At 60.5% G+C, this 22312-nt stretch carries 26 protein-coding genes and 1 tRNA gene; 17 read left to right on the top strand and 10 right to left on the bottom strand.

The features are described from left to right. The first annotated feature begins 19 nt into the window (after window positions 1-19). Both AC1RO0_RS25090 and AC1RO0_RS25085 read left to right on the top strand, forming a co-directional pair. Window positions 20-937: a LysR family transcriptional regulator gene (locus AC1RO0_RS25090; protein ID WP_498595294.1), complete on the top strand. Its 918-nt coding sequence runs from the start codon at window positions 20-22 to the stop codon at window positions 935-937. Window positions 938-991: 54 nt separating this feature from the next. Next, on the top strand, window positions 992-1579 hold the full coding sequence (locus tag AC1RO0_RS25085; RefSeq protein WP_498595293.1) for an isochorismatase family protein: 588 nt from the start codon (window positions 992-994) through the stop codon (window positions 1577-1579). A gap of 104 nt (window positions 1580-1683) precedes the next feature. Here the strand turns inward: AC1RO0_RS25085 and AC1RO0_RS25080 are convergent, their stop codons facing one another. Next, window positions 1684-2412 carry an NIPSNAP family protein gene (locus AC1RO0_RS25080; RefSeq protein ID WP_498595292.1) on the bottom strand — a complete coding sequence of 243 codons (729 nt, stop codon included), beginning with the start codon at window positions 2410-2412 and terminating at the stop codon, window positions 1684-1686. Between the two features lie 96 nt (window positions 2413-2508). Here AC1RO0_RS25080 and AC1RO0_RS25075 point away from each other — a divergent pair, with 96 nt between their 5' ends. Beyond that, window positions 2509-3135, top strand: coding sequence for a TetR/AcrR family transcriptional regulator (locus tag AC1RO0_RS25075; protein ID WP_498595291.1), 627 nt, complete (start codon window positions 2509-2511; stop codon window positions 3133-3135). A gap of 111 nt (window positions 3136-3246) precedes the next feature. On the opposite strand, the gene AC1RO0_RS25070 is transcribed toward AC1RO0_RS25075, so the two are convergent. Further along, a tRNA-Ser gene (locus AC1RO0_RS25070) sits at window positions 3247-3336 on the bottom strand. 234 nt (window positions 3337-3570) lie between these two features. Here AC1RO0_RS25070 and AC1RO0_RS25065 point away from each other — a divergent pair. Further along, complete coding sequence (locus tag AC1RO0_RS25065) at window positions 3571-3888, top strand: hypothetical protein (RefSeq protein WP_007702897.1); 318 nt, start codon at window positions 3571-3573, stop codon at window positions 3886-3888. Here AC1RO0_RS25065 and AC1RO0_RS25060 read toward each other — a convergent pair. Beyond that, entirely contained in the window at window positions 3849-4178 is a 330-nt protein-coding gene (locus tag AC1RO0_RS25060; RefSeq protein ID WP_498595290.1) for a hypothetical protein, read from the bottom strand. The two genes, AC1RO0_RS25065 and AC1RO0_RS25060, sit on opposite strands and share 40 nt — an antisense overlap. 59 nt (window positions 4179-4237) lie before the next feature. Between AC1RO0_RS25060 and AC1RO0_RS25055 the strand changes: the two genes are divergently transcribed. From AC1RO0_RS25055 to deoA, 8 genes are all read left to right on the top strand, one after another. Continuing rightward, complete coding sequence (locus AC1RO0_RS25055) at window positions 4238-5233, top strand: BMP family lipoprotein (protein ID WP_498595289.1); 996 nt, start codon at window positions 4238-4240, stop codon at window positions 5231-5233. Between the two features lie 80 nt (window positions 5234-5313). Further along, the gene (locus AC1RO0_RS25050; RefSeq protein ID WP_498595288.1) at window positions 5314-6825 is read left to right on the top strand and encodes an ABC transporter ATP-binding protein; all 1512 of its coding nucleotides are present in this window, start codon (window positions 5314-5316) and stop codon (window positions 6823-6825) included. 7 nt (window positions 6826-6832) lie between these two features. After that, complete coding sequence (locus AC1RO0_RS25045) at window positions 6833-7936, top strand: ABC transporter permease (RefSeq protein ID WP_498595287.1); 1104 nt, start codon at window positions 6833-6835, stop codon at window positions 7934-7936. Window positions 7937-7945: 9 nt separating this feature from the next. Further along, window positions 7946-8917: an ABC transporter permease gene (locus tag AC1RO0_RS25040; protein ID WP_498595286.1), complete on the top strand. Its 972-nt coding sequence runs from the start codon at window positions 7946-7948 to the stop codon at window positions 8915-8917. A 3-nt stretch (window positions 8918-8920) separates the two neighbouring features. Further along, window positions 8921-9313 carry a cytidine deaminase gene (locus tag AC1RO0_RS25035; RefSeq protein WP_498595285.1) on the top strand — a complete coding sequence of 131 codons (393 nt, stop codon included), beginning with the start codon at window positions 8921-8923 and terminating at the stop codon, window positions 9311-9313. Next, on the top strand, window positions 9310-10110 hold the full coding sequence (locus AC1RO0_RS25030; protein WP_498595284.1) for a purine-nucleoside phosphorylase: 801 nt from the start codon (window positions 9310-9312) through the stop codon (window positions 10108-10110). The genes AC1RO0_RS25035 and AC1RO0_RS25030 overlap by 4 nt, the downstream gene beginning before the upstream one ends. A 2-nt stretch (window positions 10111-10112) precedes the next feature. Further along, window positions 10113-10886, top strand: coding sequence for a deoxyribose-phosphate aldolase (gene deoC / locus AC1RO0_RS25025; RefSeq protein ID WP_498595283.1), 774 nt, complete (start codon window positions 10113-10115; stop codon window positions 10884-10886). A gap of 4 nt (window positions 10887-10890) precedes the next feature. Beyond that, window positions 10891-12198, top strand: coding sequence for a thymidine phosphorylase (gene deoA / locus AC1RO0_RS25020; protein WP_498595282.1), 1308 nt, complete (start codon window positions 10891-10893; stop codon window positions 12196-12198). Window positions 12199-12205: 7 nt separating this feature from the next. Here the strand turns inward: deoA and AC1RO0_RS25015 are convergent, their stop codons facing one another. From AC1RO0_RS25015 to AC1RO0_RS24985, 7 genes are all read right to left on the bottom strand, one after another. Then, window positions 12206-12733, bottom strand: coding sequence for a TIGR02281 family clan AA aspartic protease (locus AC1RO0_RS25015; RefSeq protein WP_498595368.1), 528 nt, complete (start codon window positions 12731-12733; stop codon window positions 12206-12208). 147 nt (window positions 12734-12880) lie between these two features. Beyond that, a complete protein-coding gene (upp, locus tag AC1RO0_RS25010) occupies window positions 12881-13510 on the bottom strand; it encodes a uracil phosphoribosyltransferase (protein WP_498595281.1) in 630 nt (209 codons plus the stop codon). Window positions 13511-13679: 169 nt separating this feature from the next. Then, the gene (locus AC1RO0_RS25005) at window positions 13680-14651 is read right to left on the bottom strand and encodes an adenosine deaminase (RefSeq protein WP_498595280.1); all 972 of its coding nucleotides are present in this window, start codon (window positions 14649-14651) and stop codon (window positions 13680-13682) included. Continuing rightward, window positions 14648-15868 carry a phosphopentomutase gene (locus AC1RO0_RS25000; protein WP_498595279.1) on the bottom strand — a complete coding sequence of 407 codons (1221 nt, stop codon included), beginning with the start codon at window positions 15866-15868 and terminating at the stop codon, window positions 14648-14650. Before AC1RO0_RS25000 ends, AC1RO0_RS25005 begins: the two co-directional genes overlap by 4 nt. Before the next feature lie 136 nt (window positions 15869-16004). Continuing rightward, window positions 16005-16583 carry a TadE/TadG family type IV pilus assembly protein gene (locus tag AC1RO0_RS24995; protein ID WP_498595278.1) on the bottom strand — a complete coding sequence of 193 codons (579 nt, stop codon included), beginning with the start codon at window positions 16581-16583 and terminating at the stop codon, window positions 16005-16007. Window positions 16584-16597: 14 nt separating this feature from the next. Then, the gene (locus tag AC1RO0_RS24990; protein WP_498595277.1) at window positions 16598-17215 is read right to left on the bottom strand and encodes a TadE/TadG family type IV pilus assembly protein; all 618 of its coding nucleotides are present in this window, start codon (window positions 17213-17215) and stop codon (window positions 16598-16600) included. A gap of 158 nt (window positions 17216-17373) precedes the next feature. Further along, window positions 17374-17793: a pilus assembly protein N-terminal domain-containing protein gene (locus AC1RO0_RS24985; protein ID WP_498595276.1), complete on the bottom strand. Its 420-nt coding sequence runs from the start codon at window positions 17791-17793 to the stop codon at window positions 17374-17376. Between the two features lie 404 nt (window positions 17794-18197). Here AC1RO0_RS24985 and AC1RO0_RS24980 point away from each other — a divergent pair, with 404 nt between their 5' ends. The 5 genes from AC1RO0_RS24980 (at window position 18198) to AC1RO0_RS24960 (ending at window position 22281) form a co-directional block, all read left to right on the top strand. Next, on the top strand, window positions 18198-18389 hold the full coding sequence (locus AC1RO0_RS24980) for a Flp family type IVb pilin (RefSeq protein ID WP_498595275.1): 192 nt from the start codon (window positions 18198-18200) through the stop codon (window positions 18387-18389). A 126-nt stretch (window positions 18390-18515) separates the two neighbouring features. Beyond that, on the top strand, window positions 18516-19028 hold the full coding sequence (locus AC1RO0_RS24975; RefSeq protein ID WP_498595274.1) for an A24 family peptidase: 513 nt from the start codon (window positions 18516-18518) through the stop codon (window positions 19026-19028). A 165-nt stretch (window positions 19029-19193) separates the two neighbouring features. Beyond that, window positions 19194-20006, top strand: coding sequence for a Flp pilus assembly protein CpaB (cpaB, locus tag AC1RO0_RS24970; RefSeq protein WP_498595273.1), 813 nt, complete (start codon window positions 19194-19196; stop codon window positions 20004-20006). 14 nt (window positions 20007-20020) lie between these two features. Next, on the top strand, window positions 20021-21520 hold the full coding sequence (locus AC1RO0_RS24965) for a type II and III secretion system protein family protein (RefSeq protein WP_498595272.1): 1500 nt from the start codon (window positions 20021-20023) through the stop codon (window positions 21518-21520). Window positions 21521-21573: 53 nt separating this feature from the next. Continuing rightward, complete coding sequence (locus tag AC1RO0_RS24960; RefSeq protein ID WP_498595271.1) at window positions 21574-22281, top strand: CpaD family pilus assembly protein; 708 nt, start codon at window positions 21574-21576, stop codon at window positions 22279-22281. Window positions 22282-22312: the final 31 nt, after the last annotated feature.

The raw sequence follows: 22312 nt of genomic DNA, 5'->3' as shown, positions 1-22312 counted from the left end.
TGTGCGATATCATGCATGAATGGATCGCGATCTGCTTGTCCATCTCCCGGTTATCGTCGCCGTGGCGCGACGCGGTGGCTTTGCCGCCGCTGCCTCCGAGCTCGGAATGAGCCCGTCGGCGGTCAGCCATGCGGTGCGGCTGGTGGAGGAGCGGTTGGGCCAGCCGCTATTTGCCCGCACCACGCGTAGTGTTGCGCTCACGGATGCGGGCAAGAACCTCGTCGGCACGCTGGCGCCGGCCTTGCAGGATATTTACGAGCGAATGGAGCGCATCCGTTCGGTCAAGGGACGGCCCAGCGGCCTGCTCCGGATCAACGCCGCGCGAATTAGCCTGCCGCTTGCCGTAACCCCGATCGTCGCCGCGATGGCTGAGCGCTATCCCGATGTCGAGGTCGAGATATTCTCCGATGAGCGCCTCACCGATATCGTCTCCGAGGGCTTCGATGCCGGCATCCGCGTTGGTGAGATGATCGCGCAGGACATGGTGGCGGTGCGGCTGACGCCACCGTTCCGGTCCATCGTCGTCGCCTCACCGGACTATATCGGCAGCCGCGGTCGCCCGATGAATCTCACGGATCTTTCGCAGCATAATTGCATCGGCTACCGGCTCATCCGTTCCGGCGGACTCTATCAGTGGGACCTGGTACAGGATGGCCGTGATGTGGCCGTGGCGGTCAGGGGTTCGGCGATCGTCACGGAATCGCACTCGGCCGTCGAGCTGGCGCTGGCCGGCGTTGGCCTCGCCTATGTGTTCGAGCCCCTGGTAACGGCCGATATTGCCGCCGGCCGGCTCATTCAGGTGCTGGAACCTTATGCGGTCACGGAGGACGGCCTCTTTCTCTATTTCCCACGCCGCGCCGAGCTCGCGCCGAAACTCAGAGCGTTCATCGACACCGCCCGGAGTATCGGCCGTGCTGTCCCTCTTGCGGAGATATGACCGGCACCACAACTACCCAATACTATCAAAAAGCGCCGATGAGCCGACCGATCGATGGACAAGATGCAAGCAAGCCAAGTCGAGGCGGTTGACGCCCTGATCGTGATCGATGTGCAGAATGCCTTCGTAACGGGACCGGATGCGGTGCCCGAACATGCCAGGCTTGTCGTGATGGTGGAGGTTTTACTCGTAGCGGCCCGATCCGCCGGCGCACCGGTAATCTTCCTTCAGAACGATGGTCCGCCGGGTGCGGTGGACGAGCCGTCCCAACCGGGTTGGTCGCTGTACTTTCCGCCCCGATCGCACGAGACGGTGGTGAGGAAGGAGCAGGACGACGGATTCGACGGCACGGATCTTGACGAGATTCTCTCGGCACTTGACGTCCGCAGTGTGGCGATCTGCGGTGTGTTGTCCGAAATGTGCGTGGCGGCAACGGCGCGCGAAGCCATGCGGCTTGGCTATCGTGTGCTCCTGCCGCATGACGCGCATGCCACCTATGATGTCCCTGCCGGTCCCGGATCGGAGAGTGTGCCCGCGGCGATGGCGGCGAGGGCGGCGGAATGGTCGCTTGGGGACGAGATCAGGATTTGCGCGTCAGCGGGCGAGGTTCGCTTCGTTGCGCGCAAAGAGACCGGATCATGATGCAGGCGGCCGATCTTGCCATTACCTTTGACGATCAAGGAATGGAATGCCCTAGAGCTGGTGAGCGGAAGTTGGTAAGCAAGCGGACAAATGGCTAAGTCCAATCACCAGGCACAAAGCGACCGCGACGTCGGTGCCAAGCGCACCACCTCGATCTCACGCCAGCACAGACTGTCCATGCGCGGATAAATTTCGTTCGTCCAATCGGCATTCCGGCGCAGACGCTCCCGGTAGCGCGACACGCCTGCCTCGTCCTCGTGGCACTCGAACCAAACGAAGACGGTCTCGCCCTCGCGAACCGGGAGCCTCCGAAAACCGTTCGGGCTTTGCTCCGTGACAAACGCGGCATCAACCCGAGCGCCAGCATCCTGGATGATTGGGAGTGCGCGATCGAAAAAGAACCGCGCGAAATCATCCTCTGTCGCTGGCGCCAGCGAGCACGTATTCGCAATGACGATGCCTCCCGTTTCGGGCCGTTCCGTCTCCTGTTTTCTCAGTCGATTACGCGCGAAGGGTTGCATGGCGCCCGCCGATTTCAGCAGCAGCACGTTGTCCGAGTTGAGCATCGTGGCGTTTGCGTCTGGCCCGTGCTTTTTCCAGATCGGTCCCGAATAAAAGGATTGGAGCGCCTCCGTTCGCGCTTCCATGTCCCGGAAGGAGCGCACCCAGACGAAAGCATTGGGATCCCCAAGGTCGCGAAACTCGGCCTCGACACGCATGCCCAGCTCTTCCTGCGGTTCAACGAATTCCCTGTCGAACAGGTCAATCAATGGTTCCCGGCCCCCGGGGAGTAACCGGTAGCGGCGAAGTTCAAATACGGCGTGGGATTCCATGCTTCCTCCTAACAGGTCAATCATCCTGTTTTAAAAAGAGGATGATTGACCTGTTTTGTCAAGATGCTATTCTCTTGAAAAATTGGCAGGAGTTGCATGATCGGAAACAGAAGAACCAATGACCCTGAGGGTGTACGTCGCCGGATCGTCGACACGGCCTATGATGCCTTCGTCAGGCAGGGTTACATCGCAACCGGTATGCTGGAGATCCGTGAAAAGGCTTCGGTGTCCGGCGGGGCGATGGCGCATCATTTTCCGGTAAAGCGCGAACTAGGGCTGGCGGTTATCCGCGATCGGGTGAGCCACGCTGTTCGGCAGACGTGGATCGAGCCGCTGGATAGATGTGTCGACGCGCCGGCCGCCATCGATCTGATTTTCGGGGATATCATCGGCGAACTGGCGCACAAGGGCTCGGTTTCCGGCTGTCCGCTCAACAACATGGCGATGGACGTCTCCCCTCATGATCCGGAAATGCGCCTTGCCCTCGGCGATATTTTCGCTGCCTGGCAGGAGGCATTGTCCGCAAAGTTTCAGGCGGATCTGGCATCGGGACGCGCCAGCAACATCGAGCCAAGCAGTCTCGCGACGCTGGTAATCGCCATCTATTCCGGCGCCATGGCGATGGCAAAAGCACGCCAGGATGTTGGTGCGCTCGTCGAATCCAGGGCGGAGTTGGCAGCTCTTCTGGCGCTGAAATATTGCCCAGTAACGTTTGCCAGTTAAGGCGCGTTTTTCAGGTCAAGGCGATCCCGGCGCTGATTGATCTCTCAGCTTTTCACATGCTTCGGCGAGCCAACAATGGCAATGGGGAAATTATCGCGCAATCGATAGAGATGGCGGACAAGGTGGGATTCGAACCCACGGTACGCTTTCACGCACACACGCGTTCCAGGCGTGCGCCTTAAACCACTCGGCCACCTGTCCATCTGCACTTTCGCATCCGATGAAGGAGCTATTGTGGGAACGGCGCGATATATACCGATGAATTTTCCAGGATCAACCCAAATCTGACAGTTTTTTGACTTCTTGGCAGAAAACTATGCGCTTCTCCTCCATTGCACTTGTCTCATTCCCAACTTATCTAAGGAAAAGGACGGAAAAAGAATGCAACCGGCCAAGCGTATATGGCCGAGGATAATTGAGTATCGGGAGGAGTTCATGCGTTTCCTGTTGCGTTTTGCCAGCCTCGTCGCGCTCGTGGTTGCGGTGGTTGCCGGGACCATCGATTCCATCCAGTCGGTTGCGGCCTCCGCCGTGGTCATGACGCCGATGGGGGATGCCTGGAAGGACGTCAGCCCGTCCTCGCTCGCGAGCGTCCAGTCGCTGATCTCCTATTATATTCATCCGCGCCTCTACGACATGGCCATGCAATGGCTGCTGTTCCAGCCGGCTTTCGCGGTCTTCCTGGTGCTCTCGCTGCTATTGTGGATGGTTGCCTACAAGAAGCCGCCGGTTGCGGGCCGTTTCAGCGTCTGAGACCGGCTGTTCTTCCGCGATATCATGCTTTGAAAACCGGTCCGGCTATGCAATTTGGCGATGTCCGGAGGCACATCGGCGCGGCTGTTATCGCCTTCCATTGCCGCCTGGTTGGCTAATAAAATCGCAGTTCGAGAGCGGAATTGTCCAAAAAACAGCCCCTTTGAGCGGGCTTTTGGCAATTCCCACAAATCTTTACCAACTGAAAAATTTCTGGTGAATTTTTCGTGCAGCCATGCAAGGATGCGCGCCAGCTTGGCCTCGGGGGAGGCCGGCGGTTCCGCAGACATGTCCGGTCAACGGGCTTGCGGGAGGACCCAACAAGATAGAAACAACAGGGCTGCAACTCATGAAAAAATCCCTTTTGACGCTTTTCGCCTTGGCTGCCATGTCGGCAACGGCGCTTGCGGCCGACATCAAGCCGGCGATCGTCTACGGCACCGGCGGCAAGTTCGACAAGTCCTTCAACGAAGCGGCCTATAACGGCGCCGAAAAGTTCAAGAAGGAAACCGGCATCGCCTATCGCGACTTCGAGCCGACCGGCGACACCCAGGGCGAACAGGCGCTGCGCAACTTCGCCAGCAAGGGTTTCAACCCGGTTATTGCCGTTTCCTTCGCCTGGACTTCCGCTCTCCAGAAGGTTGCAGCCGAATATCCGAAGACCGAATTCGTTCTGATCGACGACAGCCTCGATCTGCCGAACGTCCGCTCCGTCAAGTTCAAGGAAAATGAGGGTTCGTACCTCGCCGGCGTTATGGCCGCTCTGTCTTCGAAGTCCGGCAAGATCGGTTTCGTCGGCGGCATGGACATTCCGCTGATCCGCAAGTTCGAATGCGGCTACGAACTGGGCGCCCGCGCCGCCAATCCGAAGATCGAAGTCTTCCAGAACATGGCCGGCACGACCGGCGCTGCCTGGAACGACCCGGTTCGCGGCGGCGAGCTCACCAAGAACCAGATCGACCAGGGCGCAGACGTGATCTACGCGGCTGCCGGCGCCACCGGCCTCGGCGTGCTACAGACGGCTGCTGACAACAAGAAGCTCTCCGTCGGCGTCGACTCGAACCAGAACTACCTGCATCCGGGTTCGGTTCTGACCTCCGTCGTCAAGCGCGTCGATCTCGCCGTCTACAATGCCTTCAGCGACTCCAAGGCCGGCAAGTTCACCCCCGGCACGCAGGAACTCGGCCTCAAGGAAGAAGGCGTCGGCGTCGCCCTGGACGACAACAACAAGCCGCTCGTCACGCCGGAAATCAAGTCTGCCGTCGACAAGGCGACCGCCGACATCATTGCCGGCACGGTCAAGGTGCACGACTACACGACCGATAACGCCTGCCCGAAGAGCTGATATGAAATTAGGGCGTATGACGGCATCAAAACGTCATACGCCCTTTTCTTATCCGGAATTCTGATTTCTGGAGCCGTGTAGTGAGCCAATTGCCTGCCATCGAACTTGTGGGCATCGACAAGAAGTTCGGTGCCGTCCATGCCAATAAAGACATCAACCTGACCGTTTCCAAGGGTTCGATCCACGGGATCATCGGTGAAAACGGTGCCGGGAAGTCGACTCTGATGTCGATTATCTACGGCTTCTATCAGGCCGATAGCGGCGAGATCCGCATCAACGGCAATCCCATCGCCATCCGTGACAGCCAGACGGCCATCGCCGCCGGCATCGGCATGGTGCACCAGCATTTCATGCTGGTCGATAATTTCTCCGTGCTGGAAAACATCATGCTCGGTGCCGAAGGCGGAGCCCTTCTGGCCAAGGGCGTTGCCGCGGCCCGCGCCGAGCTTGACAGGCTGGAGACGGATTACGGCCTGGACGTCGATCCCGACGCCTTGATCGAAGAGCTTCCCGTCGGCCAGCAACAGCGCGTCGAGATCCTGAAGGCCATGTATCGCGGCGCCGAGATCCTCATCCTCGATGAGCCGACCGGCGTGTTGACGCCCGCCGAAGCCGATAACCTGTTCCGGATCCTGCGCGTGCTGCGCGACCAGGGCAAGACGATCCTCCTCATTACCCATAAGCTGCGCGAGATCATGGCGATCACCGATACGGTGTCGGTCATGCGCCGCGGCGAAATGGTCGCCACCCGCAAGACCGCTGAAACCACCGTCGAAGAGCTGGCCGAGCTGATGGTTGGCCGCCGCGTGCTGCTGCGCGTCGAGAAGGGCTCCGCCCATCCGGGCGATGTCGTCCTCTCCGTGCGTAACCTGACTGTCAAGGACGGCCGCGGCGTCACCATGGTCGACAATGTCTCCTTCGATGTGCGCGCCGGCGAGATCGTCGGCATTGCCGGCGTGGCCGGCAACGGCCAGTCCGAGCTGTTGGAGGCGATCGCCGGCATCCGCAAGCCGGCCTCGGGCGAGATCTGTCTGCATGGCAAGCCGATCGGCACCGCCGACCCGGCGGCCCTGCGCGACCTCGGCCTTGCCCATATCCCGGAAGACCGCCATCACATGGGCCTCGTCCTTAAGTTCGAGGAATATGAGAATTCGATGCTCGGCTATCACCGTGACCCCAAATACGGCAGGGCCGGCATGCTCGATCTCGACGCCATGCGCAAGGATGCGATCGAGAAGATCGAGAAATACGACATCCGCCCGCCGAATGCCCGCCTGAAGACCGCCAATTTCTCCGGCGGCAACCAGCAAAAGATCGTCGTCGCCCGCGAGATCGAGCGCGATCCGAAGGCCCTGCTGATCGGCCAGCCGACGCGCGGCGTCGATATCGGCGCCATCGAATTCATCCATCGCCGCATCATCGAGATGCGTGACGCCGGCAAGGCTATCCTGCTGGTTTCGGTGGAGCTGGATGAAATCCGCGCGTTGTCGGACCGAATCCTCGTCATGTTCGCCGGCCATGTCGTCGGCGAAAAAACGGCTGACGCCGGTGAACAGACACTCGGCCTGATGATGGCCGGAATTGCCGCGTGAGGCCTTGATGAGTACCGCTTCCGTTCCACTCCCCAATTGGATCAATTACGGCCTGATCCCGCTGATCAATCTGCTGTTGGCGCTTTTCGTGTCCGGCCTTGTCATCTGGTTCATTGGTCAAAATCCATTCGATGCTTTTGTTTCGCTGGTGCAGGGCGCGCTCGGCGACGGTGCGTCCATCAGCTTCACGCTGTTTTATGCGACCAGCTTTATCTTCACCGGCCTGTCGGTGGCGGTCGCCATTCATGCCGGTCTCTTCAACATCGGCTCTGAAGGCCAGGCCTATATTGGCGGTCTTGGCGCGGCCTTGGTGGCGCTGTCACTGGACAGATATGTGCCGTGGTATGTGACCATGCCGTTTGCGATGATCGGCGCTGCGCTTTTCGGTGCTGCCTGGGCCTTTATTCCGGCTTGGATGCAAGCCAAGCGCGGCAGCCATATCGTCATCACGACCATCATGTTCAATTTCATCGGCGCGCCGCTGATGGTTTTTCTGCTGTCGCACGTCCTGATCGTGCCGGGAAAACAGGCTGCGGAAAGCCGCACCTTTCTTGAGGGCGGCCAGCTGCCGAAGCTCGATTGGCTGATCAGCATGTTCGGCTCGTCGATTGGTGCCGCACCGCTCAACGTCTCGTTCCTGATTGCATTGGTGATGTGCTTCCTCGTCTGGTTGCTCATCTGGCGCACCAAACTCGGCTATGAGATGCGTACGCTCGGCCTTAGCCCGACTGCTGCCGTCTATGCCGGCATTCCCTATGCACGTACCGTCATCATCGCCATGCTGATATCGGGCGGTCTTGCCGGGATGATGGCACTGAACCCCGTCATGGGGGCGCAGGCCCGTCTTGGGGTTGAATTCGTTGCCGGCGCCGGCTTTGTCGGCATCGCCGTATCGCTGATGGGGCGTAATCACCCGTTCGGCATTATCCTGGCGGCCATTCTGTTCGGCATTCTCTACCAGGGAGGCGACAGCGTTTCCTTCGATATGCCGGCGATCAACCGCGACATGATCGCGCTGATACAGGGACTGGTTATCTTGTTCGTTGGTGCGCTCGAATACATGCTGCGTCCGACATTCGTGCGTATCTATCAATTGTTCGGCAGGGCGTGAGGATCGACCATGGATTATTATGACATCCTGATCAGCGTGCTCGGTTCGACCATCCGTCTGTCGATTCCCCTGATCTTTACGGCGCTTGCCGGCCTGTTTTCCGAGCGTGCCGGCGTCTTCGATATCGGTCTTGAAGGCAAGATGCTGGCGGCCGCATTCGCTGCCGCGTGCATGGCTACGTTCACCGGATCGGCCTGGGCGGGGCTGGGCGCGGGTATCGTCGTCTCCGTCATATTCGGCCTGCTTCATGGCTTCACCTCGATCACCAACCGTGGCAATCAGATTGTCTCCGGTGTTGCGATCAACTTTCTGATCGCCGGATTGACCGTCGTGCTTGGCCAGGCCTGGTTTGGCCAGGGCGGACGGACGCCGCAGCTTGGCGCGGATGCGCGCTTTGTGCCGATCATCCTGCCCGGTGCCGATGCGATGCGCGGCGTGCCGATCATCGGACCACTCTACGCCAATGTCATTTCCGGCAACAATATCCTCACCTATATAGCCTTCCTCGCCGTGCCGATTTCCTGGTGGATTTTGTACCGGACGCGATTTGGCCTGCGCCTGCGCGCCGTCGGTGAAAATCCCGGTGCCGTCGACACGGCCGGCATTTCGGTCTCGTGGCTGCGCTATCGCTCGCTGATCTGCGCCGGCATTCTCTGCGGCTTCTCCGGCACCTATCTCGCCATTGCCCAGTCGGCCGGCTTTATCGCCAACATGTCGGCCGGCAAGGGCTATATCGCGCTGGCCGCGCTGATCTTCGCCAAATGGAAGCCGGTGCCGGTGATGCTGTCCTGCCTGCTCTTCGGCTTCCTCGATGCCTTCTCCAATTTCATGCAGGGCAAGTCGGTGCCCGGCATCGGCGAGGTGCCGGTGCAGATTTTCCAGGCGCTGCCCTATATCCTCACCTGCATCCTGCTCGCAGGCTTCATCGGCGTCGCCAAACCGCCTAAGGCCGGTGGCGTGCCCTATACCAAGGAGCGCTAGTTCATGTCGCACGATCTGTTCGAGGCCGCCCGCGGGGCGATGGCCTTTGCTCATGCCCCCTATTCGAAATTCCCCGTCGGCGCGGCGATCCGCGCCGAGGACGGCAAGATCTATGCCGGTGCCAATATCGAGAACCTGTCTTTCCCGCAGGGCTGGTGCGCCGAGCCGACCGCGATCAGCCACATGATCATGAGCGGCGCCAAGAAGATCGTCGAAATGGCCGTCATCGCCGAGAAGCTGCCGCTCTGCCCGCCCTGCGGCGGTTGCCGGCAGAAGATCGCCGAATTTGCCAGCAGGGAAACACGCATCTATCTTTGCGACGAAACCGGCGTGAGGAAGACGATGACCATGGACGAATTGCTGCCCTTCAGCTTCGAAACCGAGTTACTGGGATGACCGCCGCCGTCGATATCCTGGCCGCAAAGCTCGGCGATCTCCAGCCGCGTCATGGTATCGTCCTCGGTTCCGGCCTGGGGTCGCTCGTCGATCAAGTGCAGGATGCCGTGCGCGTTCCCTATGCGGAGATTCCGGGCTTTCCCGTCAGCGCCGTTTCCGGTCATGCCGGCACGCTGGTCGCGGGCCGTCTCGGCAACGTCCCGGTTATCATGCTGTCCGGCCGCGTGCATTACTATGAAAAGGGCGACGCCAACGCCATGCGCGTGCCGATCGAGACCCTGAAGGCTCTCGGCGTTGACACGCTGATCCTGACCAACTCGGCCGGGTCGCTGCGCGAGGAAATGCCGCCGGGATCGGTGATGCAGATCACCGACCACATCAATTATTCGGGCATGAACCCGCTGATCGGCGAGGAAAGCGACAAGCGTTTCGTCGGCATGACCAGCGCCTATGACAGCGATCTCATCATGCAGATGCGCAAGGCGGCGGAAAAGGCCGAGATCAAGCTCTCGCATGGTGTCTACATGTGGTTCTCCGGCCCAAGCTTCGAGACGCCGGCGGAAATCCGCATGGCGCGCATTCTCGGCGCCGATGCCGTTGGCATGTCGACGGTGCCGGAGGTCATTCTGGCGCGTCTTTTCGGCCTAAGGGTTGCCGCCGCCTCCGTCATCACTAACTATGGTGCTGGCATGACCGGCGCCGAGCTGACGCATGAGGAGACCAAGGACATGGCTCCGGTCGGCGGCGCCCGTCTCGCGGCTATCCTGACAGAAATGATTGCGGACGGAGGAAACTGACAATGACGAGCCATTCCCTGAGAGAAACGGCGGCCGTTGCGCTTTCCCTTCTCGATCTCACCAACCTCAAGGATGATTGCACGCCGGCCCAGATCGAGACGCTCTGCGAACGGGCGCAATCGCCCTATGGCAACACCGCCGCCATCTGCATCTGGCCGCGTTTCGTCGCCCAGGCGCGCGGCATCCTCGGCACCGACCATGCGGTGAAGATCGCGACCGTGGTGAATTTCCCGGCCGGCGACATGGAAGTGGCCGACGTTGCCGCCGAGGCGCGCGAGGCGATCGCTGACGGTGCCGACGAGATCGATCTTGTCATTCCCTATCACGCGCTGCTTGCCGGCAACGAGCAGGCCGTCACCGACATGGTCACGGCCATCAAGGCCGAATGCACCGGACCGGTGATCTTGAAGACCATCCTCGAAACCGGGGAACTCAAGGACGTGGCGCTGATCAAGCGCGCCTCCGAACTGGCGATCGAGGCCGGCTCCGATTTCATCAAGACCTCCACCGGCAAGGTCGCCGTCAACGCGACGCTCGAAGCGGCCGACATCATGCTGCGGGCGATCCGCGACAGCGGCAGGAAAGTCGGTTTCAAGCCGGCCGGCGGTATCGGCTCCGTTGCCGACGCGGCGCTCTATCTGAGCCTTGCCGAGACCATCATGGCGCCAGACTGGGCCATGCCCTCGACCTTCCGTTTCGGCGCCTCGAGCCTGCTCGACGATATCCTCGGCGTGCTGGCCGGCGGACAATCCAAGACAGCGTCGTCAGGCTATTGAAGCCATGATCCCGCAGGAGATCATCCGGCAGAAGCGAAACGGCGGCGTTCTTTCAGCCACCGATATCGACAGCTTCATCGGAGCGCTGGCGCGCGGCGAATTGGCCGAGAGCCAGATCGGCGCTTTTGCCATGGCCGTCTGGTTTCGCGGCATGACGCGCGAAGAGACCGTGGCGCTGACGCTCGCCATGGCTCGTTCCGGCGACACGCTCTCTTGGGTAGGCATCGGCAGGCCGATCGCCGACAAGCATTCGACAGGCGGCGTCGGTGACAATGTCTCGTTGATGCTGGCTCCGATCGCCGCTGCTTGTGGCCTTGCTGTTCCTATGATCTCTGGCCGTGGCCTCGGCCATACCGGTGGTACGCTCGACAAACTGGAATCCATACCCGGCTACGGCATCACTCCGGACGCGGCGCGTTTCCGCAAGGTGGTGGACGAAGTGGGCTGCGCTATCATCGGTCAGACCGGCGCCCTGGCGCCCGCCGACGGCAAGCTCTATGCGGTGCGCGATGTCACCGCCACCGTCGATTCCGTACCGCTGATCACCGCCTCGATCCTGTCGAAGAAGCTGGCGGCCGGGCTGGAAACGTTGGTGCTTGACGTCAAGATCGGCAGCGGTGCCTTCATGACCTCACCGGAAGACGCCGAGACGCTGGCCCGATCCCTGGTCGAGGTGGCGAACGGGGCGGGGGTGAAGACCTCAGCGCTGATCACCGACATGAACCAGCCGCTGGCGGACGCCGCCGGCAATGTCGTCGAGCTTCGCAATTGTCTGGATTTCCTGAAGGGCGGCAAGGCAGGCACGCGGCTCGAGACGGTCGTATTGGCCTTCGCGGCCGAGATGCTGACGCAGGCGGGGGTCGCGAAGACGCTTGCCGAGGCCGAAGCCAGCGCGCGCAATGCGCTTGCTTCCGGCAAGGCCGCCGAACTGTTCGGCCGTATGGTCCACGGCCTTGGCGGTCCTGCGGATCTTTTGGAGAATCCGGCTAAATATCTCGCTGTGGCGCCGGTGCAAAAGTCGGTTCTTGCCGCATCGCACGGCTGGCTTACAGCCTGCGATGCCCGCGCTATCGGCATGGGTGTTATCGATCTCGGCGGTGGCCGCCGTCGTCCGCAGGACAAGATCGACCATCGCGTCGGCTTCAGCGATATCCTGCCGCTCGGAACGAAGGTGAGCAAAGGCGATCGCATCGCCACCGTTCACGCGGCTGATCAGGCAAGCGCCGAAAAAGCTGCAGCTGATCTCGCCGCAAACTACCGTATCGCGGCTGCCGCTCCCGTTTTGCCGCCGGTGATCGTCTCGCGGATCTGACGGCAGGTTACTGCGTCAGGCGCAGCGAGCCGTTTTCGACGCCGTAGGAATTCAGTTTTTTCAGGAAGCTCATGCCGATCAGCGTGGTGTTCAATGCGCCATCCTTCGAGACCACAGCCTCGACATCACGGACCCTGATCGTGCCGATCTCAAGACGATCGAGCTTGACCAGCGCCACCTTGGACGTGCCGTTGGCGGTCTGGGTGGTGTAGCGATAATCGAGGTCGCTGCCGCTGATACCAAGACGGCGCGCCGTGCTCTCATTGATCGCCACATAGGTCGCGCCCGTATCGATCATGCCCTGCACCGGCCGGCCGTTGATCTTGAAGTCGCCCTGGTAGTGACCGCCTGCACCGGCGGGCAGCAGGACGCTGCCATGCGACAGGCTCACCACCGAGACCTGCTGTCCTGCGGGAGGGGAAATGACCATGGGCGCCGAACTTTTGTCGACGACGATCTGAATGTTCAGCAGTGACGGCACCTGCGTGGCCGCCACGGCGATGATACCGGCAAAGACAAGCACGCGAACGAGCATCGGCGGAGACCCTTCCCATGGGCGCACAATGTCGAGCCCATCGATCCCCATCATTTAAATCAGCTTTGCTGACAGGCCACTAAACAGATCAATAAAAAGCCCGGCAGTTGGACGCTGCCGGGCAAAAAGCAAGGAGAACGGCTGAAGTTATTTCGTGCCGTACATGCGGTCGCCGGCATCGCCGAGGCCGGGGACGATATAGCCCAGTTCATTCAGATGGCTATCGATCGCCGCGGTGAAGACCGGTACGTCCGGGTGCGCCGCGCGGAAATTGGCAAGGCCTTCTGGGGCAGCGAGCAGGCAGAGGAACCGGATATTATGGGCGCCGCGCTCTTTCAGCTTGTCGATAGCGGCAATCGAGGAATTGCCGGTGGCGAGCATCGGGTCGACGACGATGATCAGGCGCTCGGCAATATCCTCCGGCGCCTTGAAGTAATATTCGACCGGCTGCAGCGTCTCATGGTCGCGGTAGACGCCGATATGCGAGACGCGGGCGGAGGGAACCAGATCCAGCATGCCTTCGAGCAGGCCGTTGCCGGCGCGCAGGATAGAGGCGAAGACCAGCTTCTTGCCTTCGAGGATCGGCGATTCCATCGACTGGATCGGCGTCTCGATGGTCTCCATCGTCATTTCCAGATCGCGCGTCACCTCGTAACAGAGCAGCGTCGAAATCTCGCGCAGCAGCCGGCGAAAGCTCCCCGTCGACGTCTCCTTCTTGCGCATGATTGTGAGCTTGTGTTGCACAAGCGGGTGATCGATGACAGTGACGCCGTCCATGGTTTCAGCCTTCCAGTAATTCCGTGATGTGAGATGTTTCTTTCACGGAAATTGTCTCTGGTGCAAGGAAATAGGGCGAAAGGCCTGATTTCATCCCCAAACTCATGCCGCGGACAGCGGGCGTGCGCGTTCGATCCGCATGAGATAGATTTCAATCCCGATTCCCTGGCTAACCCAATTTTGCCAGCAACGCCGCCCGTGTCGCCTCGTCCACAAACGCCGCTTCGATCGCCGTCCGGGTCATTACGTTGATCTCGTCGTCACTGAAACCGAAAGCTGTCGACGCCAGTTCATATTCTCGTTCCAGCGAGGTGTGAAAGAAGGGTGGGTCGTCGGAACTGATGGTGACGCGCACGCCGGCGTCGCGCAGCTTGCGCAGCGGGTGCGAGGGGAAATCCGGGAAGACGTTGAGGGCGATGTTGGAGCCGGGGCAGACCTCCAGCACCGTGCCAAGATCTGCAAGGCGTTTGACCAGATCGGCATCCTCGATGGCGCGGACGCCATGGCCGATCCGTGCCGGGCGGACCAGTTCGACCGCATCGGCGACGCTGAAGGCGCCGCAGACTTCGCCGGCATGGATGGTCAATCCGAGGCCGGCCTCGCGAGCGATGTCGAAAGCGCGGGCATAATCGGCGACACGGCCCATGCGTTCTTCGCCGGCCATATTGAAACCGGTGATCAGCGGATTGTTGCTTCTGGCGGCGTATTCGGCGGCCTTGATGACACGCTCCGGCCCGAAATGGCGCTCGCCGGTGACGATCAGCCGGGCCTCGATGCCACTCTTTTCCTTGGCGGCACGGATACCGGCCGAGACGCCGTCCATATAGGCGTCGGCGCCAAGGCCGATGCGGTCGCCGTGGTCGGGCGAGACGATCAACTCGCTATAGATCGTACCGATGTCGGAAAGTTCTTCGAGATAGGTCTCGGTCAGCAGCGCGTAGTCTTCCTGGGTCCGGTAGACCCCCGCAACCTTGTCATAGCACAGGATGAATTCGGCAAAATCCTTCCAGAGATAGACGCCGTCGCGCAGGAAGGCGCTGGTATCGACATTGTATTTCCGCGCTTGCGCGAGCGTCAGCGCCGGGGGAGCCGCACCTTCCAGATGGCAGTGCAGCTCGACCTTCTTCAAATGCGATGTCACAGAAAACTCCTTCCATGCGGCCCTGCCGCAATTCCCAAATGGCGCGCAACGGTTTCGCCGATATCGGCATAGGTCTGGCGGACGCCGATCGGACGCGAGCGGATGCCGAGTTCGTAGGCGATGATGGGCACCCGCTCGCGCGTATGATCGGTGCCGCGCCAGGTCGGGTCGCAGCCGTGATCGGCCGTCAGGATGAGGAGATCACCGGGCTTCAGCTTCCTGTGCACCTCCGGCAGCCGCGCATCGAAGGCCTCGAGTGCCGCCGCATAGCCGGCCACGTCGCGGCGATGGCCGTAGACCATGTCGAAATCGACGAAATTGGTGAAGACGAGATCGCCGTCGGCCGCTTCGTCCATCGTCTTCAGCGTCGCGTCCATCAGCTTCATGTTGCCGTTGGCCTTGACGATCCTGGAGATGCCCTGATGGGCGAAGATATCGCCGATCTTGCCGACCGCATGCACCTTGCGTTCGGCCGCGACCAGCCGGTCGAGCAGGGTCGGCTCCGGCGGCAGCACGGAGAAATCGCGGCGGTTGCCGGTGCGCTCGAAACTCGCCGGCGTCTCGCCGATGAAGGGGCGAGCGATGACGCGGCCGATATTATAGGGGTCGAGCAGGGTGCGGACGATCTGACAGAAGGAGATCAGCCGTTCGAGGCCGAAATGCTGCTCATGCGCGGCGATCTGGAAGACTGAATCCGACGACGTATAGCAGATCGGCTTGCCGCTGCGGATATGCTCTTCGCCGTATTTGGCGATGATCTCTGTTCCGGACGCATGGCAATTGCCGAGAATGCCGGGGAGATCGGCCGCCTTGCAGATCGCCTCCACCAGTTCCGGCGGAAAGGCGTCGCCTTCGGTGGGGAAATAGCCCCAGTCGAACGTGACCGGCGTGCCGGCGATTTCCCAATGGCCCGACGGCGTATCCTTGCCGCGCGAGATCTCGTTGGCGCAGCCATAGAGCCCATAAAGCTTCTGCGGCAACGGCATGCCTAGAGGATAGCTGCCCGTCGCCGCCTTGGCGATTTCCAGCAGCCCGAGGCCCGACATGATCGGCAGCGACAGCGGGCCGGAGCGCAGGCCTTCGCGGTCGGCAGCGCCCGCCGCGCAGAATTCGGCGATGTGACCGAGCGTATCGGCACCCTCGTCGCCATAGGCCGCAGCATCTGGGCTGCCGCCGACGCCAAAGGAGTCCAGAACGAAGAGAAATGCGCGCGCCATGGGTCACCCGATAAGATTGCTCAGCGCGCGACATTTCATGTCAGGCGCATGGGACGTCACCCATATAACGCAGGCGTGAACTTGGCAATTTTCTCGCTAAATGGGGACTGCCGCAACCGGTGAAAAGCCGTCCCGCTTAACAATCGCTGCAGGTGATCGGGTCTACTCCACGCGGGCGATAAAAATAGGAGCGGCTGATGGTGATCTGATTGCTGCCGGCGGGCAGGAAATCCGAGCCGAAACTGAGCATCTGATAGGGAACGGCAAGTTCTGTGCGGACCAGAAACGAACTGGGCAGTTTGAGGTCGCTGGGTACGGTGACGGCGCTGCCGGCCGTATAGGGCTTGCTGCCGTCCTGCGCCCAGGACCAGGCCACGGTGGCGCTGCTTCCGGCGTCGATCTGGATTCCCGTGACCTTCAGCGTCAGGCCGGTGGTGGCATAGGGTGTGAAAATGGCACCGGCGACGGAGGGCATCGTGGCCAGTTCCGCCTTGGTGGTGCTCGTTTTCTGGGTCAGGATATCGGCAATGGATCCGGCCGCCCGGCTTGTGCGTTTTTCGACGCTGAGGCCGACGGTGATTTCGAAGGCGCCGAGATAGAGCATCAGCAGCACCGGAAAGAGAATGGCGAATTCGATCGCACCGACGCCGCGCTCGTCGCGGGTGAAATGCCGCAGGCGTGTGCAAAGCCTTGCCGCCAGCGTCTGTCCTACCATCTCTCGCCGCCTCATCAATAGTTCTCGTTCTGGAAGGCACCCGTTGCGACGATGAGATAGGTGCTCGGCATCGAGCCGTCGGATGGGTGGATGTTGGTCAGATAGGGTCGCAGCAGATCGACAATGATTTGCCAGCGATAATAGGCGCGCACCATGTTGATGGTCCCGGTGCCGCCGGGAGCGAATGAAAAGCCCGTGGTATTGAGGTCTGAATAGGGATCGGACGAGACACGCGGGATCGTCGTCGGCATGTCGGCGAAGGTCGAATAGCTTTTGACGTCGAGATAGAGGTTCGTCGGGGTTGCCAGTTCAGCCGCCGAGCAGGCGATGAGCACCGAGATCTCGTTGCAAAAGGCCTGGCGGAATTGCTGACCGGTCGTATTGGCCGCGGTGATCTGCCCGGTCCTGACCTGGCGCGACAGCGTATCGACGGCGTTGGAAACCACCTGTTCGGCAATGAAGGCGACGAAGGTTTCCAGGATCGCGAAGATGATCATGAAATAGGGGATGGCCAGCAGCGCGAATTCGATGGCGGCGGCGCCGTCGCGGGCGCGCCCGAACGCACGCAGGCCCCTCTTCGTACGCCGCGGTGCAAAGGCCTTGTCTCCAAGAAGAACGTCGTCTGGCGTCATAACGGAATCCGCAGCGATTTGAATCGTGGCGAGACTAGGGCGGCTTCCTTGACAATCCGTTTCTCTTCTCCCTCCATATTTAGAGGAAGCGCACATTATTCAGAAAAGTCTTGGCTTATACAGTATAATTGAATGGAAATGAGGACGAGATGCCGGCCTTACTGGCTGGCGGCGGCCGCGGCATTGTTGTTTTGCTGGGCATGCTGCTCGCAATTGGGTGTGCAGGATAGCACCGAACGGTCCGTCTGGCGGAAGACACGCACCGTATTGCCCTCGTCGATCGAGACCAGGATCCGCTCGTCGACGATGGCGTTGCCGTCGGCATCGAGCAGGACGATGTTCGTGGTACCGAAACTGCGGCCGGTGAGCACGATCGTCTTCGGATCCGCCACGGTCGCGTCGGCGACCTGCGCATTGCCAACGATGACCTTGCTGACGGGACGATCGAGCTTCAGCACGCGCGCGTGATCCATATAGACACGCAGCATGCCGTCATCGGCGGCGCGCGAAAGCTGCGGCATCAGGCTTGCCATGGCGGCGACGCCGGCAAGAAATGCGGTTCTGCCGCGGATTGGCATGGTCTGGCCTCATGAAATTGATGGCGGAAACAATTCCTGATTAGAATGAGAAAGAAGGGTGAATGAACAATTAAGAGTGCAGTCATTGCCGCTATTACGGGGCAGGTATGGCCGTTTTGATGCTCATTTCGGGATTCTCGCGTCAAGCATGCAATATTTCGGCACATGAAATATATAATGCTAATATATTAAGCTCTAAACTTTGCGTTGTGTCTGAAGATTTTCTTTAAAAATGCCCGGAAAGACCTGAATTTATATTAACTAGTCTATTTTTGCTTCGGAATTGGCGATCTGTTAACCCATTTCCTTAAAGCGATGGAAACGGCCACCCGTTACGGTTCAACCCATCCGATCAACGGCACAGTTGGCGGACGTGCTGTCAACAAATCGAGTGGAGTTAAATTATGACCAAGCTTTTTTCGCGTTTCCTGAAAGACGAATCCGGCGCGACCGCCATTGAATACGGCCTGATCGCTGCCCTGATCTCGGTTGCCATCATCACTGGCGCTACGACGCTGGGTGGTACGTTGAATACCACCTTCCGAGGTATTGCGTCGAAGATGACTTCGGCCTCCACTCAGTCCAGCGGGTACTAAGGCGCAATAATAACACCTGAAACCAACCCTGTTTCTGCAGCGTTGGTCGTTACTAACGAAAACCGCTCTATCTGGCGAGCGGTTTTCGATTTTTTTTACCTATACCGCAAAGGCAGTTTATCTTTAATGCTTGAAACGGCAACATTGCTGATTTTTCCGCTCTGCCTGTCGGTCGCAGCTATCTCCGACCTTTTGACGATGACGATCCCGAACCGGGTGTCGCTCGTTCTGCTCGGCGCCTTTATCGTGCTTGCGCCGCTCATCGGCTTGACGCTGCCCGAGATCGGCATGCATGCCGCCGGTGCGGCCATCGTTTTCTGCGCCTGCTTCGCGCTCTTCGCCCTGAATGTCATGGGCGGCGGCGATGCCAAGCTGCTGGCGGCATCGGCGCTCTGGTTCGGCTTCGATCCGTCGCTTCTCACTTTTCTCGTCTATGTCGCCTTCCTCGGCGGCGTGGTGACGATCGCCATCCTGATGATACGCTCGCAGTCGAATGCCATCATGGCCATGGGCCTGCCGCTGCCGAATTCGCTGCTGATCGCCAAGAAGATCCCCTATGGCATCGCCATCGCCATTGGCGGCGTTCTCGCCTTCCCGTCGTCGCCGCTGGTTGTTGTGGTCACGTCGCGAATTATCTAAATTAGCATATTCTAAGTATTCGATTGGTGTGGTGTCTCTTTATATATTGTATTGCTTAAATAATTATAGTGAAACAATAGTAGATGTAAGATACCATTAACCATAATTACACCAATTACTGAGCATTCTGCGGGGCGAAGAATCGTATTCCCCAAGGAATGATCAATGAAACCCGCTCGTATAATGATACTCGCAGTAGCAGTCGTCACGGCAGGGCTTGCCGGACTGCTGGCGATGCATCTGGCCGGCTCGCGCAATATCGTGCAGCAGGTCGAGACGGTGGTGGAGAAGGAGGCGACGGTCAATGTGCTCGTTGCCGACGCCAATCTTCCCGTGGGATCACGCCTGAATGAGAAATCGATCCACTGGATGGCCTGGCCGCAGAGCGGTGTCGTCAAGGGGCTCATTACCCAAGCCGAGCGGCCCGATGCGCTGAAGGACCTGAACGGCGCAGTCGTTCGCCTGCCGATCTTCGAGGGCGAGCCGATCCGCGAAGAAAAGGTTGCCGACGCCAGCAGCCGCATTCTGTCCTCGCTATTGCCCTCCGGCAAGCGCGCCGTTGCCACCGAAATCTCGGTCGCCACGGGTGCGGGCGGTTTCATTCTCCCCAATGACCGCGTCGACGTGATCATGGTGCGCAAGGGCGATACCCAGAAATTCGTGACCGAGACCGTGCTCAGCAACGTCCGCATCCTGGCCGTCGATCAGCAGATCGAGGAAAAGCAGGATGGCACCAAGGCCGTGGTCGGCACCACCGCAACGCTGGAGCTGACGCCGGACCAGACGAAGGTGCTCGCGGTCGCCCAGCAGATGGCTGACCGGCTGACACTGGCGCTGCGCTCGGTTGCTGACGCGCAGCAGTCGGATACGACGGCCGCCGATTATCTGCTTTCCGGCGACAATGGCGGCGCTGTCGTTCAGGTCATCAAGTCGGGTGCCATCATCGCCAACGGCACAGCCGCGGCCAAGACACAATGAGAAGGGGCGGGACCATGTTGAAAATCAATCAGATAACCGGCCTTCCCCTGCTGGCGGCGCTCTCCTTCTCGGTCGCGTTTGCCGGCCTTCCATTTGCCAAAGCTCCTGTCTTTCTGCGGACCGCCGTCGCCAAGGCCGATGGTGCCGACAGCATCGTCACGATTGCCGGCCTGAACACCAAACGCACGTTGAAGCTCGGGCTCAACAAGGCACTGGTGGTCGACCTGCCGGCGGATGCCCATGATATCCTCGTGTCCGATCCCAAGATGGCGGACGCGGTCACGCGCACCTCGCGCCGCATCTATCTCTTCGGCAAGACGGTCGGCCAGACGAATATCTTCGTCTTCGGCGCCAACGGTCAGGAGATCGTCAGCCTCGACCTGCAGATCGAGCGCGATATTTCCGGGCTGCAGACTAATCTCAAGCGCTTCATTCCGGACTCCGACATCAGTGTCGAGATCGTCTCCGACAATATCGTTCTGACCGGCTCGGTGCGTACACCACAGGATTCGTCCCGCGCCCAGCAGCTGGCCGGAGCCTTCCTGAAGGGTGGCGAGGCCACGACCCGCACCGAAACCGCCAGCGGCACGGGTGGCGACAGTTCGGTCGCACTCTTCGCCGAGGGACGACAGACCTCGCAGATCGTCAATCTTCTCCAGATCGAGGGCGAGGATCAGGTGACGCTCAAGGTCACCGTCGCCGAGGTCAAGCGCAGCGTGCTGAAGCAGATCGGCTTCGACAATCTCGTCAGCAATTCCTCCGGCCTCACTGTCGCGCAACTCGGCAATATCAGCAGCGATTCGACCGCCGCCACGGGTAATGGCGGCCTCAGCGCCTTGTTCAAGACCGCACTCGGCAAATACAATGTCAGTAGCTATCTCAACGCCATGGAACAGGCGGGTGCCGTCCGCACCCTTGCGGAGCCGACGTTGACGGCGATCTCAGGCCAGGCGGCGACCTTCAATTCCGGCGGCCAGACGCTCTATTCCGTCATCGACAGCGACGGCAAAGTGACGATCACGCCATATACCTACGGCATCAGCCTCGCCTTCACGCCGGTTGTCCTGTCGGCCGGCCGTATCAGCCTGCATGTCCAGACCCAGGTCTCCGAACCGACCGGCACCACCGGTGCTGCGACCTACAATCGGCGCGCGGCCGATACCTCGGTCGAATTGCCGTCGGGCGGCTCCATCGCCCTTGCCGGCCTTTTGAGCGACAATGTGCAGCAGTCCACCACCGGAACGCCCGGCGCTTCGAAGATCCCGATCCTCGGCGCGCTGTTCCGCCAGAAGACCTTTCAGCGTGACGAGAGCGAACTGGTGATCATCGCGACGCCCTATCTCGTGCGGCCGGTGGCGCGCAACCAGATCGCTCGCCCGGACGACAATTTCTCGCCGAGCAACGATGCCGGCGTCTTTTTCATGAACCGTGTCAACAAGATCTACGGCCGCAAGGATGCGCCGCCGGTCGCCGATGCCGATTTCCACGGCACGGTCGGCTTCATCTACAAGTGAGGGGAACGATGGTGACGCGCCCCTTTTCAACCGGATCAACGAGAGACCAAAAGATGGCCAGCCTCGATCGTAATGCGCCCCGCACCGGTGGGCCGCGGTTTGCAGCGCTTGCCATGATTGTAATGGCCACCGCCGTCAGCGGTTGCGCCGGCTCCAGGGACGGCATGACCACCAGCGCTATTACCGACGACTATCGTCAGCGCCATCCGATCGTGCTCACGGACAAGGAGCACCGCGTCGACATTCCCGTTTCGGTCAGCGATCGCCGCTTGACCTCCGGCATGCGCGACACCGTCCGCGGCTTTGTTCAGGATTATCGCGCCCATGCCACCGGCACGGTGGAAATCATGACCCCGCGGGAATCGGCGAATTCGCCGGCCGCTTCCAACCTGCGCCGGCAGATCCACCAGGAACTGGTGGCGAGCGGCATCCCGTCGGCGCGTATCGTCGACAGCTATTATCCGGCCGGCGGTCCCGGCGACGCCGCCCCGATCCGCCTCCGCTTCATGGCGACGACGGCGGTTACCAATGCTTGCGGCCAATGGCCGGCGGATCTCGCCGACAATGCCTTCGACAACCAGAATTACTACAATTTCGGCTGTGCCACCCAGAACAACCTCGCCGCACAAGTCGCCAATCCGACCGATCTCATCGCGCCGCGCGCCATGACGCCGATCGATGCCGACCAGCGCAGCAAGGTGATTGGCAACTATCGCACTGGCACGACCGCAACCAGCACCGCGTCAGTCAGCAGTTTCTGAACATGAGAGCCAGCCGTCGCCGGAACAGGAT

The sequence above is a fragment of the Rhizobium sp. GW821-FHT14E12 genome, assembly GCF_058803745.1.
Note: the sequence above shows the minus strand (reverse complement) of the source record. Positions and strands in the feature narration are given on the sequence as shown.